The sequence below is a fragment of the Paenibacillus sp. CB74 genome (genome assembly GCF_055687625.1).
Genome location: NZ_CM146009.1, coordinates 6,461,512 through 6,476,945, shown reverse-complemented (window position 1 = coordinate 6,476,945; position 15,434 = coordinate 6,461,512). Strand labels below are relative to the sequence as shown.

At 45.2% G+C, this 15,434-nt stretch carries 13 protein-coding genes; 3 read left to right on the top strand and 10 right to left on the bottom strand.

Annotated features, from left to right (window positions below):
• Positions 1-2 precede the first annotated feature (2 nt).
• From ACX9NY_RS28455 to ACX9NY_RS28425, 7 genes are all read right to left on the bottom strand, one after another.
• Entirely contained in the window at positions 3-1,679 is a 1,677-nt protein-coding gene (locus tag ACX9NY_RS28455; protein WP_472476367.1) for a response regulator, read from the bottom strand.
• A gap of 16 nt (positions 1,680-1,695) precedes the next feature.
• The gene (locus ACX9NY_RS28450; RefSeq protein ID WP_017692270.1) at positions 1,696-2,568 is read right to left on the bottom strand and encodes a CheR family methyltransferase; all 873 of its coding nucleotides are present in this window, start codon (positions 2,566-2,568) and stop codon (positions 1,696-1,698) included.
• Positions 2,569-2,654: 86 nt separating this feature from the next.
• Entirely contained in the window at positions 2,655-6,380 is a 3,726-nt protein-coding gene (locus ACX9NY_RS28445; RefSeq protein ID WP_339257407.1) for a response regulator, read from the bottom strand.
• The gene (locus ACX9NY_RS28440; protein ID WP_339257408.1) at positions 6,377-7,546 is read right to left on the bottom strand and encodes a PP2C family protein-serine/threonine phosphatase; all 1,170 of its coding nucleotides are present in this window, start codon (positions 7,544-7,546) and stop codon (positions 6,377-6,379) included. The genes ACX9NY_RS28445 and ACX9NY_RS28440 overlap by 4 nt, the downstream gene beginning before the upstream one ends.
• Before the next feature lie 350 nt (positions 7,547-7,896).
• Positions 7,897-8,241, bottom strand: coding sequence for a YflT domain-containing protein (locus ACX9NY_RS28435; protein WP_124118114.1), 345 nt, complete (start codon positions 8,239-8,241; stop codon positions 7,897-7,899).
• Positions 8,242-8,335: 94 nt separating this feature from the next.
• Entirely contained in the window at positions 8,336-8,869 is a 534-nt protein-coding gene (locus tag ACX9NY_RS28430; protein WP_339237732.1) for a hypothetical protein, read from the bottom strand.
• A 68-nt stretch (positions 8,870-8,937) separates the two neighbouring features.
• A complete protein-coding gene (locus ACX9NY_RS28425; protein ID WP_339257411.1) occupies positions 8,938-9,447 on the bottom strand; it encodes a DUF948 domain-containing protein in 510 nt (169 codons plus the stop codon).
• A gap of 219 nt (positions 9,448-9,666) precedes the next feature.
• Here ACX9NY_RS28425 and ACX9NY_RS28420 point away from each other — a divergent pair, with 219 nt between their 5' ends.
• Entirely contained in the window at positions 9,667-9,831 is a 165-nt protein-coding gene (locus tag ACX9NY_RS28420) for a DUF1328 domain-containing protein (RefSeq protein WP_017692264.1), read from the top strand.
• A 373-nt stretch (positions 9,832-10,204) separates the two neighbouring features.
• Complete coding sequence (locus ACX9NY_RS28415) at positions 10,205-10,714, top strand: hypothetical protein (protein ID WP_339237736.1); 510 nt, start codon at positions 10,205-10,207, stop codon at positions 10,712-10,714.
• 91 nt (positions 10,715-10,805) lie between these two features.
• Here the strand turns inward: ACX9NY_RS28415 and ACX9NY_RS28410 are convergent, their stop codons facing one another.
• Entirely contained in the window at positions 10,806-11,693 is an 888-nt protein-coding gene (locus ACX9NY_RS28410) for a cation diffusion facilitator family transporter (protein WP_472476362.1), read from the bottom strand.
• A 289-nt stretch (positions 11,694-11,982) separates the two neighbouring features.
• On the opposite strand from ACX9NY_RS28410, the gene ACX9NY_RS28405 reads away from it, so the two are divergent.
• Positions 11,983-12,171, top strand: a complete 189-nt coding sequence (locus tag ACX9NY_RS28405; protein WP_017692261.1) for a hypothetical protein — start codon at positions 11,983-11,985, stop codon at positions 12,169-12,171.
• 114 nt (positions 12,172-12,285) lie between these two features.
• Here the strand turns inward: ACX9NY_RS28405 and ACX9NY_RS28400 are convergent, their stop codons facing one another.
• Positions 12,286-13,911, bottom strand: a complete 1,626-nt coding sequence (locus tag ACX9NY_RS28400) for an ABC-F family ATP-binding cassette domain-containing protein (protein WP_091038559.1) — start codon at positions 13,909-13,911, stop codon at positions 12,286-12,288.
• A gap of 215 nt (positions 13,912-14,126) precedes the next feature.
• A complete protein-coding gene (locus ACX9NY_RS28395) occupies positions 14,127-15,176 on the bottom strand; it encodes an MBL fold metallo-hydrolase (protein WP_472476360.1) in 1,050 nt (349 codons plus the stop codon).
• Positions 15,177-15,434: the final 258 nt, after the last annotated feature.

Here is a 15,434-nt window from a genome sequence, read left to right as displayed (position 1 = left end):
TTTCAATTGGCCTGATTCATAGCAGAAGGGCCTGAATTTAGCCTTTGTCGTTGTTTCTGAAACTGGGATATTTTCTGTTTTACATTGCCCATTTTGACTGGTTTACTAATATAATCATCCATACCTGCAGCCATACAGCGTTGCTGAATACCTTCCATCACGTTCGCAGTCATAGCTATAATGACCGGCTGATCGGACGGGGGCAGGCTTTCTCGAATCCGCCGTGTACATTCCAAACCGTCCATAACAGGCATCTGCAGATCCATGAACACATAGTCATAGGGAGACGGGCTACCCTTCACCATATCGAGTGCGCTCTGCCCATCTTCAGCAATGTCTGAGAGCAACCCAAGTTTACCGAGCATAATCGACATCAACTTCTGATTAATCGGATGATCATCCACAATTAATACCGTTGGATATTTATTCTCATTCTTTACATCCGTTAGATTCTCTTCCCCACTCCTCTGGATCAGTTCAGTTTCGACATAGCGTTTTGCCTGAATGGTAAATACAAACGTCGCTCCCCGTTGCTCTGTTGTATCCAGATAGATCTGTCCACCCATCATTTCAACCAGAGTCTTGCAGATTGCCAATCCCAAGCCAGTTCCACCGTATTTACGTGTCATTGATGTATCCAGCTGGGAAAACGGCTGAAACAGGCGGTCAACTTTGTCTGAAGCGATACCTATCCCGGTGTCTTTAACAGCAAACTCCAATGCCAGGTGTCCATCCTTTTCTTCCTTAACAGACACGATCAGATACACTCCACCGTGATCAGTAAATTTAATCGCATTGGCAATAAGATTCAACAGAACCTGACGCAACCTCGCCATGTCTCCGTAAATTAATTCAGGAACAGAATCTTCCAGGAAATAATCCAGTTCCAGATTCTTTTTGCCTGTTTCAGCAGCGAATAATCCCAGCACTTCACGGATACAGGAGACGATTTCAAAAGGATGCTCTTCCAGTTCCATTTTGCCGGATTCCATTTTGGTGAAGTCGAGAATGTCGTTGATGACCGTGACGAGTGCATCTGCACTGCGACGAACGATGTCTGCGTATTCTTTCTGATCGTCCTTCAGTTCCGTCTCCATCAGCAGATCCACCATACCGATGACACCGTTCATAGGGGTACGAATCTCATGGCTCATCATCGCCAGGAATTCGGTCTTCGCATTCGCTGCAATCTCCGCTTCTTCCTTGGCCTGAATGAGTTGTTGATTCATCTTCTCCAATTCCTGTGTCTTCTGGTGAAGCAGCATCGTCTGAGTCTTCAGTCGTTTATTGGTGATAAACATCTCCACAAATCCCTCGATTTTGGATTTCAAAATCTGAGGAATAAATGGTTTAACCATGTAATCAATAGCCCCGGCTGAATATCCGGCAAACAAATGCTCCGCTTCTCTGCTATTCGCAGAGATGAATATAATCGGCACATCCTTGGACTTGTCCCGTGCCTTAATTAATTTTGCTGTCTCAATTCCGTCCATTCCAGGCATCTGCACATCGAGAACGATAACCGCAAATTCGTCTTTTAGCAGACAGCGGAGTGCCTCTTCTCCAGAAGTTGCCTTAACGAGTTTATATTGTTCCGATTCCAGAACTGCTTCAAGAGCAAGCAAGTTCTCAGGGCGGTCATCTACCAATAATATGTGGATTGGTTCATTGAGCCCCATGGCTAACCCTAACCCCCTATTTGATCTTCCGGTATATTTTTTCGGTCCGGTCTAACGGCTCATAGGTATCACTGAACTCTGTAAAATGTATCGATTCTTTCGACCCTAGAACCAGAATACCAAAGTGGCTCAAGCTCTCATGAAACAGCCCATGCACATGGTTCCGCAGTTCATCATTAAAATAAATCATGACATTTCGGCAAAAGATTACATTAAACTCGTTAAATGACCGGTCTGTTGCCAGATTATGCTCGGCGAAAATGATGTTCTTCCTTAAAAAAGGATGAAATATCACCGAATTGTATTTCGCTGTATAGTACTCGGAGAAGGCTCTGGTACCCCCTGCCTCCAAATAATTTGTAGTAAATAGTTTCATCTTCTCAATACCGTATACGCCTTCTTTGGCCTGTTGCAGAGAGCGATCATTCATATCCGTTGCGTAGATTCTCGCCTTGTCATACAGTCCTTCCTCATGCAACATGATGGCCATGGAATAGACTTCCTCTCCGGTAGAGCAACCCGCATGCCATATTCGGATATACGGGTAGGTTCTCAGGATAGGAATAATCTTTTCCCGAAACATTCGGAAAAGCGAAGGATCTCGAAACATTTCCGTTACAGGGATGGATAAGTTCTGTACAAAACGGTCAAACGCGGAACGGTCATGAAGAACGCGCTCCTGCAAGCCGGATATGCTCTTAACACCTTCAGCATGTGCATGATGCCAGATTCTTCGTTTCAGGGACGGCAGTGCATAGTTTCTAAAATCATATCCATATAAACGGTGCATGCCTTCCAACAGCAACTCAATCTCGATCAGCTCGCGCTCTTCATCTTGCGGCATACGGACCAAATCTGCCCCCGTCTCGGTAGGTTCCCACGGTGTCATAAATTCTCTCCACTTCTTCATTTGTTACTTGCGTATTCGTCGTATTGTCTTTCATTACCCAAACAATGAACATACGAATAATGAACTTACGAATACAGCCATACGCGCATTAAGGATAACAATTGATCTGTCTGGATCGGTTTTTTCACATAATCAGATGCTCCGGCCTCAATACATTTGCCGCGATCCTCTTTCATGGCTTTCGCCGTGAGCGCAATAATAGGCAACTTTTCAAACTGCGGGATCTGTCTGATTCGTGTCATCGCTTCATAACCATCCATTTCTGGCATCATCATATCCATCAGTACCAGATCAAATTCCGGATTTTTCTCTAAAATCTCCAGAGCCTCACGGCCATTTTCTGCAAATGTTACATCCATTCGATAGCCTTCAAGGACACTTGAAAGAGCAAATACATTACGGATATCGTCATCTACAAGCAATATCTTTTTGCCTTCAAACAACGTTTCCTTGTTGTGTAACTTCTGCAAGATGCGACGCTTGTCTTCCGGCAGATTGGCTTCAACCCGGTGCAGGAACAATGTGGTTTCGTCCAGCAGACGTTCCGGTGACTTCACATCCTTGATAATGATGGATTCCGCATATTTGCGCAGCTTCATTTCTTCCTTGGAATCCAGTTCTTTGCCTGTATAAATTATAATCGGCAGATCGTTCAGATATTCATCATCCCGAATCTGGTCGAGCAACTCAAAACCGGTCATATCCGTTAACATCAGATCCAGTACCATGCAGTCATAACGCTGGCTGTGTAATTCATTCAATGCCTCGCTACCTGTGGATACTGCCGTAATTGCAACATCGTCATGACCAATCAATTCAATAATGGCTTTACGCTGAATTTCATCATCTTCCACAATCAACAGTCGTTTCAACTGATTCTCGGTATAGGATTTGATATGCGAGAAAGCCTTATCCAGTGAATCCTTGCTTGAAGGTTTTTTCAGATACGCAATGGCGCCCATCATCAAACCTTGCTTCATATCATCAATGACTGAGATGACATGTACCGGGATGTGACGTGTTGCCGAACTGCTCTTCAGTTCACCCAGAATGGTCCAACCGTCCATAACAGGCAGTTGAATATCAAGGATGATGGCATCCGGCAGATACTGACGGGCCATGTCCAGACCTTTATCCCCTTGAAGGGCAACAAGTGCTTTGAATCCTCTTCCTCTCGCCATATCCATCAAAATATGTGCAAAGTTCACATCATCCTCAATGATAAGAAGGATTTTGTCACCTTCCATGAGATTCTCCCGATCATCTTCGATCTGCGTGACATCCGGAGTATGGCTAGGAGACAGATCTGTACCCACGCTTCGCTCTGGATCAGGAGATAGGATGGACTGATGACTTGAGAGCATGGTCCGTGTTTCGAAGGATTGTTCATAAAGCTCCTCTGAGGATACAGCTGCTTCTTTTGAAGCCCCTTCCTCCGCCAGTGCTTCCTCTTCATGATTATCCGGCAGGTACAAGGTAAAGCAGCTACCCTCGCCTTCGGAAGATTCCACCTGTATTGCGCCACCAAGCAAACGTGCCAGCTCCCTGCTAATGGACAATCCCAGGCCAGTTCCACCGTATTTGCGACTTGTGGTCCCATCTACCTGCTGGAATGCTTCAAAGATCAGATCCGTCTTGTCCGAAGGAATGCCAATGCCCGTATCTTTCACACTGAATCCGAGATATTCCTGATTGGTGTTCATATATCCCGGGAGTTCTTCCGGTTTCATCCGTCGTCCAATCAGACTAACCGAACCACGATTGGTAAACTTAAATGCGTTCGATAACAAGTTCCGCAAAATCTGTTTGACACGATGACTGTCTGTGTACACCCATTCCGGTAAGTCGCTGTCGAATTCGATGTTCAAGTTCAGCTCTTTTTTATTTGCCATCGGTCCAAAGTTTTGCTGAACAAAGCTGGTCAGCTCTTCCATTCGAACCGTCTCATAATTGATATCCATCTTACCAGCATCCACTTTGGACAGGTCCAGAATCTCATCAATCATCTTCAGCAGATCCGCACCCGACATGTAGATGGTTTGGGCATATTCCTGCTGTTTATCAGTCAGGTTTCCACCCTTGTTCTCCGACAATAGCTGAGACAAAATGAGCAGACTATTCAGTGGTGTACGAAGTTCATGTGACATATTCGCCAAAAATTCGGACTTATACTTGCTTGTCATCGACAGTTGCGTAGCTTGTTGTTCCAACTGTGTCTTCGTTTTCTCAATTTCGTCATTTTTCTCTTCAACTTCACGTACCTGCTCTTCAAGTGCCCGCGTTTTGGCAATAAGCTCCGTGTTGTAATGCTCCAGTTCTTCTTGCTGACGCTGCAACAATTCCTCCGAGCGTTTAAGTGCTTCTGTCTGCTCCTCCAGATTCTCATTGGAGCGACGCAGTTCTTCCTGTTGTGTCTGCAGTTCTTCCGATTGAACTTGTAGTTCCTCTGTAAGTGCCTGGGATTCACGAAGCAGTTCCTCAACACGTAAACGACGACGAACGTTGTTCAAAATAACACCCAAGTTCATGATCAGTTGGGCAAACAATTGTCTATGCTGTTCATTGAACCCTTCAAAGGAAGCCAGTTCAACAACACCAATCAGTTCATCTTCAAACACGACAGGATAGATCATGATACCTGCAGCACGTGTTGAACCTGAAGCTGATCCAATATGCACATAATCCTCTGGCGTATTCTCCAGAATAATAGGCGTCATATCCAGTGCGGCCTGACCAATCAGGCCTTCACCGATTCGGTACATTTCCTTTCCAACGTCTTCGTTCTCTTCGAATGCATATGCACCGTAACGTCTCAATTCGTCGGGATGTTTCTCCTCATCAATCAGATAGACGACCCCCAATTGAGCACCAAGGACCGGTGTGAACTCGCTGATAAACATTTGTGAGATTTGACGAATGGAGCCAATTCCACGAAGTAGCTCAGGAACTCTTGCGATGTTGGAGTTCATCCAGTTTTGATCCTGCTGAGCCTGTACGTAAGCCTTCTCGACTTCCAGTTTTTCTTCCAGATCACTGGACACATCTTTGAAAACACTGGCGATCTGACCAATTTCATCAGTGGATTTGACCTGAATACGCCGAATGGTACGGTAACGACCTTTACCGAAACTGGTAATCATCATGGATACCGTATTCAAACCTCGAGTGATGCTTGGCAGTACCCACATGATCACTCCCAGAGCAAGCAACAATCCCGCAATCATGATGCTTATCGTAATCTGCACCGCTCTTGTATAGGCAGCGTTAGCGCTCTTGATCTCGGCATCAATCTCTTGATCCTGGTATCGGGAGAGGGCATTCAAACTATCTACGGCTTCTTTCTGCACCGCGAGCCCTGTTGAATTGCGGTAGTTATTTGCATCTTCTGCCCTTCCTTGAGACATCAGGCTAATCTGTCTCGTGGCATAGTCTGTATACGCGCCCCATGCAGTATTCACACGATCCACCAACTGATGTTCAGGTGCACTGTCCGCACGGTTTCTTACCTCTGCGAGGTAACCATCCCCCCGATCTTTCATGTCTTTCAGGTCACCGTCCGCAGCAGCAGTCGAATTTTTGGGATTCAACAACAAGTTAGCCAGCACTTTAGCAATGTCATTAACCTCTCCGCGCGCTGCTGAAGTGAACCGTACTTTGAGATAACGTTCCTGATACATCTGATCAATCTGTTGATTACTGCTGTTTAGCCGTTCATAACTCACAAACGTGAGCACGATCAAAATAGCCATCAGAGCGGTAAATCCAACCAGCAGTTTATTTCTGATCTTCATTCAGTATCCGCTCCTTTTTCCAGCGTAATCCAGACCAGACACTTGTCATCATCACGTTCCTGTGAAATCTCGTCGTCAAAAAACAGTGCCTGCATGGCATCTTCATTCCATTGATGTGAACCGCTCAGTTTTTCGACCAGGAATTCATGTTGTTCCTCCTGCCCACCCTGAACAGTTTCCAATAAGCCATCTGTATAAAGCGCAATATGTCCATCGCCCTGATAATGGATCGTTTGTGGCTCAATATCCATTTTGTCAAATAAACCAACAGGACAGCAGACGCTGTCAAAAGTAGTGACACTGCCGTCATCTTGGAAGAATAATGCAGGCGGATGTCCTGCGTTGACATAATCAATACGCTTCATCCGTGTATCCACAACCAGGTAAATTGCGGTGAAATAGTACTGTACCAATTGTTTCCCTAAATGGAGCTGATTGAAGCGACGGTTCAACTCCTGAATAACCTTCTCTGGATCGACGTAGGTGGTCACTGTATCTTTCAAGACAGAAGCGATAAACATCGTAAACAGGGATGAAGATATCCCATGTCCCATCATGTCGAGCAACAATACACCATAACGCCCTTCCCCAAGCGGATACCATGAATACAGGTCACCTGCAAGCTCAAAAGAAGGTTTATAGATGGCATGCACTTGGAACAACGGGTCCCTGATTGCCGGACTTAATACAGCATTTTGAACCATTGCTGCCAACTTGAGTTCATCCTGAATACGTTGATCTCGCTCTTTATGCCAATCCTTCTCCTGTTTCAAACGAAGTGCGAGTCGAATTCTGGCCATCAGTTCGACTTTATTAATCGGTTTGGTCACATAGTCAGATGCACCTGCATCCAATGCTTCGGCAAGTTTCTTGGAGTCTCCGATGGCAGTCACCATAATAATCGGTATATCCTTCAAATTTTCAAATTTTTGCACAATACTGCAGGCTTCGATACCGTCCATCTCGGGCATCATCATATCTAGCAAAATCAGGTCAATATCCGACGGTCTTGGACGAAGTTCGTTGCTTTCCTCCCCAATTCCCAACACTTCGAACATTTCCATGGCGGAACTCGCCGTTACAATGTCACGATAGTTCTCTTTTTTCAGAATTTCTCGAATGATAATGACATTCGTCGGATTGTCGTCAACAATAAGTATTCTCATTGATATCTCCTTATCTGTGGCGTCCGGGTTTGTCGATTCTTATTAGGTAAAAACGAACGTTAATTATACAAATTTTTCATACAAAACGGCAGTAGACATAATAATTCCTAGTATAACTATAATCGTAAAAACAAAAAAACTCTATCAGTAAATGGCACCATCACGGGTAATCTTCACCGCTTTTCGCCCTGTTTTTGCAGCGTCCTGATCCCGCTTCCAAACTTGCAAAAACATAGATAAGGAATGGGGAAAGCCCCATTCCTTATCTATGTTTTTGATTAAGCATTTTACCTAAGTGATTCAGAAGTTTGTCCATGTTCAGCAAACTTCAACTTGTACCGCTATATGGATCAATCTTTCTTTTTAGCAATGACGAGTACTTTACCTTTGTCCAACTCACTCTCGTAAAAGTCAGCTTCGGCTTCAGTAAAGCCCATCGAAACAATTTTGGCCCGGAGTTCATCACCGCGTGAGCGGAACAGATTCGCCATGGAATCAAATACGCCTTCTTCCTTTATGCCAATTTCTTTGGCATCTGCTGTATCGGCAATTCGATCTGTACGATCCTTCTCATGGGCGAGAACAAAGATATGATCAGCAAGGTATCCGGTAATCTGCAATTCTTTCACCGCTTCTACCGCTTGGACTCCGTTTTCTACCACTTTTGCATAAGCTTGCTCATTGGTTGAATTCATCGTTTCCACTCTCCTCTGATTTAATCTTCTGTATCGAGCTACTTAGTATATAACCATACAATTTGGAATTGAAACGATTTCGTATTAACCAATATCAGGATACGGTATCATCAAAAAGATCAATGCCATCAATCTGGCTAGAGCCTGACTTCATATATACCTTTAGCGCCTGATCTCCACGGAGAAATACTTCTCCGTCCTCGGCCACATAGTATGGTTTCCCAAGAGCATGATGGATCGCTTCAATCTTCATCTCGATCCTCTCTCCGTTTAACATGATGTGATCTTCAGATGCATCGATATGCACATATTGAATGACATCTGTATCTTCACACAAACCAACCTTCACATCCCGAAAGTGATATTCAGGACATCCCAGATAAGGATCTTCCTGTTTATACACCGCCTGGCCCTTCTTGGCCGACAAGTCATCTATGGTGTCATCCAAAGAAATGCCATTCAGAGTCCGAAAATGCTGGAAAGTCTCGGATCGATCAACAGCCAGAGTTACCTCTGACGCCTTCTCCTCCATTGCCGTCCATTGCATATCGTGAGCAGCGGGTACCGCTGCCGGTTGAACGGAAAAGGGAGAAATTACGCTAAACATCACAAGCAGTAGTTTCATCATGATTCTCACCCTTTCATCAGGTTCATCACCGCTCTGAAGGTTTCTTCATGGATTACAAAGCGATCATGTTATTTACGCATTCGTTGCCATACATTCGCGGCAACATCGACATACTTCATCCAGTTCTTCCCGCCCTTAGCATCACCATTATATGTAGCTTCATAGGATTGCAAGGTACGATCCGTTGATGTAGCAGGTGGTGCCGTTACATGAGACGGTTCAGCGTGCGTTTTATCTTCGGCATGGTTTCGTTTCGTCTGAAATCTGGCCATCAGCGTCGTGGAGACTTGTTTGGCTGCCGCCGTCACTTCATTCAATACTTCACCAAGATTCTCAACAGATTCCATCACAGGATCAATTTTTTTCATTTTGTGCTGGACATCCACCGTAATATCATTGGCGTGTCTTACCGTTTGCTTCACTTCATAACTAAGTTCATCAATGGTCTTCTGTACCTCCTGCAATGTCTGTGAGACATTGTCCAAGGAACCCTGAGCGGATTTCAAGGTACGAATTAAAAAGAAAACAAGGACTGCAAATGCCACTGCAATCAGGGCCACGCTAATTTGATAGATCATAGAAGAACCTCACTTTCCATATGTGCATCAGTTTGTTATTGCTATAGTTACCCGGCGTTTTCCCGGACGAAACAAAATTTCATGTTACTTCAAATATGCTCACGCTTGGAAAAAAAACCAATGTTTCAACTGGATAGCCCTCGGTTAAAGTTAGACTACACAGGGCGGTGAGGTGAACACAACTCACTCCACAATCAAGTAACGAAAGGATGAAACCTTATGTTGAAATGGTCTGTATTATTTCTAATTATTGCACTGGTAGCAGGTATTTTTGGATTCTTCGGTATTGTTGAAGCAGCTGCTTCAATCGCGAAAGTACTCTTCTTCATCTTTGTTGTACTGTTCGTCATCTCCCTCATTACGGGACGCAGCCGAATGCGATAAACTCAGCTCTAATTGGACTGAGTCATATTAACGAATACATACAAAAGCCGATCGTGCTACCAAGCCGATTGGCTTTTGTGCGTTTTTTAGGCATAGGTCAACTTTTCTATATTATGTATTGCACTCCCTCCTGCTTTATTCCAAACTGCACTCCCATGAATTCCATAAAATTAGGACTTATTTGAGATAGCCAACCCGGTTTTATCCCACCGAAGTATGATATTTACAGGCTTGCTATATACCCACATATGCGCCAGTTGACACTGGAGAATGCAAGAAAATATTGTTATAATTTGTGATTCATAAGGTAGCTCGCTTGGTTACTTTTAACACAGGACAACAAATTACATACCTAACCGAGGAGGAAAAACAAATGAAAAAAATCGTAAGTTTTGCCGCTGCTTTAACGTTGATGGGTTCGATGGCTGCCGCTGCTGGTGCTGAGGAAGCGGTTACCGGAACGGTGACTCCCGAAAATGGAACAGAAGCTACAACAACGACAACAACTCCGGCTGTTGAAGTGAACAAACCTGCTGTAGACACCGTAGAAGGTACTGCTGAGACAGTAACCGGTACAACAACAGACACTACAGGTGCAACAGGTACTTCGACAACAACTGAAACTCCAGCTACAACTACAGATGATAAAATGTTTGAAGAGCCACTTGTAAAACCAGGCGATGAAGTTCTGGCACCTACAATGTTGCTGAACCTTCTGGAGCGCACTTGGTTCTATGATGCACCTAACGGTAAACCAATCGGTGCATTGAGCTCCCAAGTCATCGATACAACAGGTGAAGTGGTTGACGGATTCGACGGTGGCGAGTGGGTGCAAGTGTACACTTGGAAAGGCAAAGCGTGGATTCACGTTGCCATCCAGTAACATCGTATAATCGTTCTAACGATAAGTAAAGAGGACAGCCCGCACAATCGCGGCTGTCCTCTTTTGATTTTCCAGGATATTCACTCCCTGTTCAAGGGTTCCCTGTGACTTCTTCTGTCTTTGGTTCAACATGTACATGTACATGCATGATGTTATGCGATCGTTTCAGACGCTCTTCCACTCTGTCACAGATTTGATGGCCTTCAATCAAGGTTAGGCCTCCATCCACTTCGATAACCACATCCACAAGTACATGACTTCCATGCACACGTGCCTTGACATCCTTGATTTTCTCAACACCGGGAACACGAGCTACGGAGGATCTGAGATCCGTCAGCTCTTTTTGATCAAATCCATCGGTAAGACGATGGGTAGAATCCCGAAAAATCTCCCAAGCCGTCTTGCAGATTAACAGACCTACAGCAATGGCAGCTACTTTATCCAACCACGGGAGTCCGAACTGCGCACCTATAATTCCAACGGCAGCGCCTATGCTGACCCAGGCATCCGAACGATTATCTTTTGCCGCGGCCATCAGGGCCTGACTATTAATCTGTTTAGCCAGACGGTGATTGTAACGATACACGCCTAACATCACCACAGCACAGACTACAGCCACAGCTGCCGCCCAGAGGTTTGGAGCAACAAAGGCTCCCTCATACCAGGAGCGAACCGCTTCAACCAATACTTGCAGCCCAACCATAGCCATAATAAATGAAGCCACCAAAGCAGCAACAGTCTCCGCTCTAAAATGACCATAGGCATGATCCGAATCAGGTGGTTTCTGGGAGATCCGAAGCCCGATCAATACAGCAACAGATGCCACAATATCCGTAAGGTTATTAAAACCATCGGCCAACAAGGCGCTGGAAGCAAATACATATCCACAGATCAGCTTAAAGGCGGACAAGACGAGATAGGCTATAATACTAACCCAAGCCCCTCGCTCCCCTTTTCGAATTTCTTCATAAGCGTTCAACCGGGCGACACTCCTTTAACGTTTCGTATTACGGTTTTTTCATGTTACCAAATGCGGAGCGTGTGGGTCTACAGAAACAGTGTTGCCAGGCTGCATTGCTGTAGGCAAGCCGAAACAAAGTTGCCAGACGGCAGGGCTGTAGTTAATGAGAAAGAATGTTGGCCTGGGTAAAACCAAAGGTTTTGAGCATTTTATCAGGTTGCCCTTGTGGGGCTTTTATAAAACGTATAAAATAGGTACATCCCGTCCAATCTGGACGGCTTACTGTAAGACCGGGAGGGAAATAACGATGAGCGAAAATAACGAACCGAAAAAGGTCAGTTTGCAGGATGCTATACGCCAAAAGCTGGCGCAAAAGAAAGAACAAGCAAATTCCGGTAACCAATCCAGCGCCTACTTTGAAGGCGGACCCAAAGCGATGAAGAGTCAAAACAACAAGAAGCCTAACAACCAACGTCGCCGTACTGGTGGATCTTAGGTCTTAAGGCCGCAGAGAAACCCATTAGCTTACAAAAAGAACCGCAAGCCCTCTTCACAGAGGCTTGCGGTTCTTTCGTGTTCCTATGAAAATGCGCCGTAGATGATGCTTCGTTTAAGCTTCTACCGGATACATTTTATTGCGCAGTTCTTTGATTTCATCACTTTCCAGATACTCGTCATAGCTCATTTGGCGATCAATGATGCCATTCGGCGTAATTTCGATAATCCGGTTAGCAATGGTTTGAATGAACTGATGGTCATGGGATGTGAACAGCATAGTGCCGTCAAAATCAATCATACCATTGTTCAGCGCTGTGATGGATTCGAGATCCAAGTGGTTCGTAGGCTCATCCAGAATCAATGCGTTAGCACCCGTCTGCATCATTTTCGCCAGCATACAGCGAACTTTCTCTCCCCCGGAGAGTACACTTGCCTTTTTCAGGGATTCCTCACCAGAGAACAGCATACGTCCCAAGAATCCACGCAAATACGTTTCATCCTGATCTTTGGAATATTGACGGAGCCAATCCACGAGCGTCATGTCTACACCATCAAAATATTTGGAGTTGTCTTTCGGGAAATAAGCTTGAGTTGTGGTTACACCCCAAGTGTATTCGCCGCTATCCAATTCCGTTTCACCCATCAGAATGTCAAACAGTAGTGACTTGGCATTCCCGTTTGGTCCAACAAATGCAATTTTATCCCCTTTGTTCACGACAAAGCTGATATCATTCAGCATTTTTACACCATCAATGGATTTGCTGATGCGATCTACGGTCAACAATTGTTTACCGGCTTCACGCTCAGGCTTGAAGTTGATAAACGGATATTTACGGTTCGAAGGACGAAGGTCATCCAGCGTGATTTTGTCGAGTTGTTTCTTCCGGGAAGTTGCCTGTTTCGATTTCGAAGCATTCGCGGAGAAACGTTGAATAAAGGCTTGAAGCTCTTTAATCTTCTCTTCTTTTTTCTTGTTGGCATCACGTTGCAACGCAAGTGCCAATTGGCTGGACTCGTACCAGAAGTCATAGTTACCTACGTACAGCTGGATTTTACCAAAGTCGATATCCGCAATGTGCGTACATACTTTGTTCAGGAAGTGACGGTCATGGGATACCACAATAACAGTACCTTCATAGTCCATCAAGAAGTTCTCAAGCCATTGAATGGATTCGAGATCCAAGTGGTTGGTAGGCTCATCGAGCAACAGGTTGTTTGGACGACCAAACAATGCTTGTGCAAGCAGGACACGAACTTTTTCGTTACCACTTAGTTCATTCATTTTCTTATCGTGCATGTCACGGTCGATACCCAGACCGATCAGGAGTGCCGCTGCATCCGGCTCAGCATCCCAGCCATTAAGCTCTGCAAATTCACCTTCAAGCTCACCTGCACGCAGTCCGTCTTCTTCTGTGAAGTCTGCTTTGGCATACAGTGTATCTTTTTCTTTCATAATGGCATAGAGGCGACTATGGCCCATAATTACCGTTTCGAGAACCGGATACTCATCATATTCAAAGTGGTTTTGCTTCAAAACGGCCATACGTTCGCCCGGGGTGATGTGCACCTCTCCCGAGTTTGACTCAATTTCACCGGACAAAATTTTCAAAAATGTTGATTTGCCGGCTCCATTGGCGCCGATGAGGCCGTAACAGTTTCCTGGTGTGAATTTGATATTTACATCTTCAAAAAGTGCACGTTTTCCGTAGCGGAGCGTGATGCCGCTTGTACTGATCATTAAGCATACCATCCTTTATTGGTTAATCTGCATACTGCATGAATAGCAAGTTGCGTAAATCCTGGATTCAATATCCCGATGCCTATTCTGGCACCATATTATAACACAAAAAAGCGGCAAATTCGAAAATTGGCCGCTTTTTACTGATTAAAGACTTGGTAAAAATACTGTTCATGCGGGTATACCCCTACATTAACATATTTGGCTCCCTTTTGTTAGTCCTGTTTACCTTCTTCATGCCGAATGCGAAGCGTTTCGCCATGACCAAGCACCCGAATCCGCTCTTTACCAATGCCTAGCCGTTCACGTTCAACTTCCAGACGATCCAGTGCTTCCTTAGGCGTATCATCTGCCAGCTTGAATGTGCCGTAGTGCATGGGCACCATAAGCTGAGAGCCGGTTTCAACGAACCCCTGTAGTGCTTCTTCAGGTGTCACATGCTGAGAAGTCATGAACCATTCTGGATCGTAAGCACCGATGGGCATCAGGGTAATACCAATGTCAAAGCGCTCTCCAATCGTCTTAAACCCCTGGAAGTAACCTGTATCCCCTACAAAATACAACACAGGCGGGCCACCCGAATCTTTGGGTGATTTGTTCTTCCCTGATTCCGCCGTGGATGAATGATCCTGATCTCTCTTTGTTGCAGCACTTTCCGCTGCAGAGGTCGTCGCTAGATGATGCTGTTCCAACACATAACCGCCCCAGTGGGACGTATTGGTATCGAACAGCGTCCGGCGCGTCCAGTGCTGTGCAGGGACAAAGGTTATTTTGACTCCGCCGAGTGTAATATGTTCCCACCACTTCATCTCATGGCACCGATGGAAACCTTTGCGAATCATCTTGCGCTTCAGACCATCAGGTACGATCAGCAATGTCTTGGCGGTAATCAGCTTCCGTAGGGAAGCCAGATGCAGATGATCATAGTGAGAATGGGATATCAGAATGACATCCAATGGTGGAATATCCTGAATCGGAATCCCCGGGGCACCGAGTCTTCGTTGAAATCCCATTTTTTCGGCCCACACCGGGTCAGTCACGATGTTCAATCCATAATATTGAATGAAAAACGTGGAGTGACCAATCCAGGTAATACTCGTGTCCTCCCGATTGGCATGCAGATAATCCAGTTCAGGCGGGTGTTTGGGCACGGTGTAGGAATAGTCCTTCACTTTATTGCGCCGCTGCTCCCTCCATTGCTTGAATTCCTTCAGCGTTTTGTCCGTACTTACATTATCAATGTTGTTATAACGGATTTTAGGCATGAAAGGGTCATCCTCCCTTCCTGATTTCTTAACAACAGATTACCCCAAACGGGAATGCACGTACCAGTTAATCAATCCTTCGGATTTTTGCATACGGCTAGATATATGAACAGAAAGACAATCGCAGCCATAATGATAAGTGGCGGGGCATACATAATCGTGAATGTCTCAAAAAAACTCAACCCGGTTATACCGGGTATCCCCGTGACACCCTCAGAAGATAGTGGATACAGCAAGGGAGTCATAAGTAGGAACATG

Bases quoted from the DNA above. Each gene is read 5' to 3' on its own strand.
- ACX9NY_RS28455 (WP_472476367.1), bottom strand. From the start codon at position 1,679: ATGGGGCTCAATGAACCAATCCACATATTATTGGTAGATGACCGCCCT.
- ACX9NY_RS28450 (WP_017692270.1), bottom strand. From the start codon at position 2,568: ATGACACCGTGGGAACCTACCGAGACGGGGGCAGATTTGGTCCGTATG.
- ACX9NY_RS28445 (WP_339257407.1), bottom strand. From the start codon at position 6,380: ATGAAGATCAGAAATAAACTGCTGGTTGGATTTACCGCTCTGATGGCT.
- ACX9NY_RS28440 (WP_339257408.1), bottom strand. From the start codon at position 7,546: ATGAGAATACTTATTGTTGACGACAATCCGACGAATGTCATTATCATT.
- ACX9NY_RS28435 (WP_124118114.1), bottom strand. From the start codon at position 8,241: ATGAATTCAACCAATGAGCAAGCTTATGCAAAAGTGGTAGAAAACGGA.
- ACX9NY_RS28430 (WP_339237732.1), bottom strand. From the start codon at position 8,869: ATGATGAAACTACTGCTTGTGATGTTTAGCGTAATTTCTCCCTTTTCC.
- ACX9NY_RS28425 (WP_339257411.1), bottom strand. From the start codon at position 9,447: ATGATCTATCAAATTAGCGTGGCCCTGATTGCAGTGGCATTTGCAGTC.
- ACX9NY_RS28420 (WP_017692264.1), top strand. From the start codon at position 9,667: ATGTTGAAATGGTCTGTATTATTTCTAATTATTGCACTGGTAGCAGGT.
- ACX9NY_RS28415 (WP_339237736.1), top strand. From the start codon at position 10,205: ATGAAAAAAATCGTAAGTTTTGCCGCTGCTTTAACGTTGATGGGTTCG.
- ACX9NY_RS28405 (WP_017692261.1), top strand. From the start codon at position 11,983: ATGAGCGAAAATAACGAACCGAAAAAGGTCAGTTTGCAGGATGCTATA.
- ACX9NY_RS28400 (WP_091038559.1), bottom strand. From the start codon at position 13,911: ATGATCAGTACAAGCGGCATCACGCTCCGCTACGGAAAACGTGCACTT.
- ACX9NY_RS28395 (WP_472476360.1), bottom strand. From the start codon at position 15,176: ATGCCTAAAATCCGTTATAACAACATTGATAATGTAAGTACGGACAAA.